At 28.1% G+C, this 2,008-nt stretch carries 3 protein-coding genes; all 3 read right to left on the reverse strand.

What is annotated here, in order from left to right:
• Positions 1-109: 109 nt before the first annotated feature.
• Complete coding sequence (locus DPIF8902391_RS09265; RefSeq protein WP_172505637.1) at positions 110-487, reverse strand: hypothetical protein; 378 nt, start codon at positions 485-487, stop codon at positions 110-112.
• 3 nt (positions 488-490) lie between these two features.
• Complete coding sequence (locus tag DPIF8902391_RS09270; RefSeq protein ID WP_172505638.1) at positions 491-751, reverse strand: CPCC family cysteine-rich protein; 261 nt, start codon at positions 749-751, stop codon at positions 491-493.
• A 154-nt stretch (positions 752-905) separates the two neighbouring features.
• Complete coding sequence (locus DPIF8902391_RS09275) at positions 906-1,865, reverse strand: DUF4062 domain-containing protein (RefSeq protein ID WP_172505639.1); 960 nt, start codon at positions 1,863-1,865, stop codon at positions 906-908.
• Positions 1,866-2,008 lie beyond the last annotated feature (143 nt).

Raw genomic sequence — 2,008 nt, forward strand, 5'->3', positions numbered from 1 at the left:
TTGATGATTTACGAACCGCCGTATACGAGACCCGTACGTACGGTGGTGTGAGAGGCGCACTCCGACTATTTTAGTCGGAGCCGTCTACTCGATTGTAGCCCGTTTTTTTTTATTCATCTAAATTCCATTGTTCTAAATCATCTAATGGATTTGGCAATCTTCCTTCTAACCACTTTTTTAATGTTCCTGGTTTGAATTCTTTGTCCTTAGTTTCGATTACCCAAGAAAGAAAATCTGTTGGTCCTCCATTCATGTATGGTGCAGGAGAAACTGGATAAAAAACTGTTGGTAATCTTTCATTGATTGATAAGTAATTTACTACACATCCCAATTCCTGAACTACACTCCAAGCATATTCATTGTGAATATCTATTTGAAATTTAATCCACCAAAGTCCTTCTTCATCAATTCCTGTAGCTATTGGTGAATTTATTGCGGGAACTCTTTCTAAGTATTCAGTCAACGTTTTGAAAGATCTTTCATCCATTCGCTATTGCTTTTTTATATCGTTTTTATTCGGTTTTCGACAATTCTTAATCATATCTTTTTCACAAGAACCAAAATCAATAAAATTCTTTCTTGCTTGAATTAAAGAAACTCTATTTGCTCCACCTATATAATCAGGTTCTTCAAATTGAATTGGGTCATCTTCCCAAAAACAAATTGGACAAATTGAATATTGCAATCTTTCCCCTTTTTCAAAAGTATTGTAATCACAACAAGGACAATATTCGTCTAATTCAATTTTCATGTATGTTTTCTTAATGGGCTACAACGTTTTGTATATGGTTTGTTGCGTTTTTGAAGCACTAAATTTAGTAAATAAAAACGGAATAGAAAATCCCCTAAGGATTTTCGTAAGTAGGCGAGTACTAGCAATAAATTATATACGCTGTTAGCTATAGTTAAAATGGTAAGTCTTCAGGTTCTTCATTTGTTTTAGGAGCTGTATTAGTCTGAAAAAATCTATCTTCCCATTCATTTGTTTTTAAAAATTTTAATTTTATATCATCAAAAATTTCTTTAGAAATTCTTATTGTATAATAATTTCTAGAATCACTTTTTTCCCAATAAAAATATTCATCATCATCAGTAAATAAATCTCTCTCATAACCTCTAGCTTGTAAAAGTAAATTTAAGTCATTTGTTCCTTCAATGTAAAAGTTATACTGAATACTTAATTCATTTCTAATTTCGTTTACTAAAGGATGATTAATTGTTAGTATTTGATTAATTTCTTTTGTTTTATCTTTATTTTCATCACTAATATAATTAACCAGTTTATTCAGTGTATTGGCTGTTTTTTCAAGATTATTAATTAATGAAACTTCTTTTATTCTAGATTGATTTTCTAAAAATCGTTGAAATAATCCAGCAAATTGTTCTTTTAAATAAATAGTTATTTCAGATGCAGTCTCAAAACTTTTAATATTATTATTTGACCCTAGACTTTTTATCTCTTCAATAAATTTATATATTCTTATGTCATCAACATATCTAAATTTTATTGGATTTTCTTTATTTAATAAGTAAGTTTCATATTCTGCATAAACATGTTTATCTATAAAAATATAAACTTGTTTCCCTTCTTTAATTGCAGTTTTTAATTCTAGATTTGAAATGGAAGAATTATTTCTTTTGGATTCACTACCAAATCTACCACCAATAATTGAAATTAAAATATCTACGTTTTTAATTTCTTTATAACAATATTCCTCTAGAGCTTCTTCTTTTCCATATGGAATATTTCCTTCTTCATTTCTAATAGTTTCATATCCTAAGTTCTCAATAAATTGATTTAAATCAGACCTTATTTGTTTTAAGTCATAAAATGTTGAGCTTATAAATATTCTTGGTTTTGCCATTTTCTTATGTTTTATTCAATTTTTTTTGGAGTTGGATTTGAAATTATAGCTAACGTTTTATATATGGTTTGTTGCATTTTTGAAGCACTAAATTAAGTAAATAAAAACGGAATAGAAAATCCCCTAAGGATTTTCGTAAGTAG

This window comes from Tenacibaculum finnmarkense genomovar ulcerans (assembly GCF_900239495.1).
Lineage (GTDB): Bacteria > Bacteroidota > Bacteroidia > Flavobacteriales > Flavobacteriaceae > Polaribacter > Polaribacter ulcerans.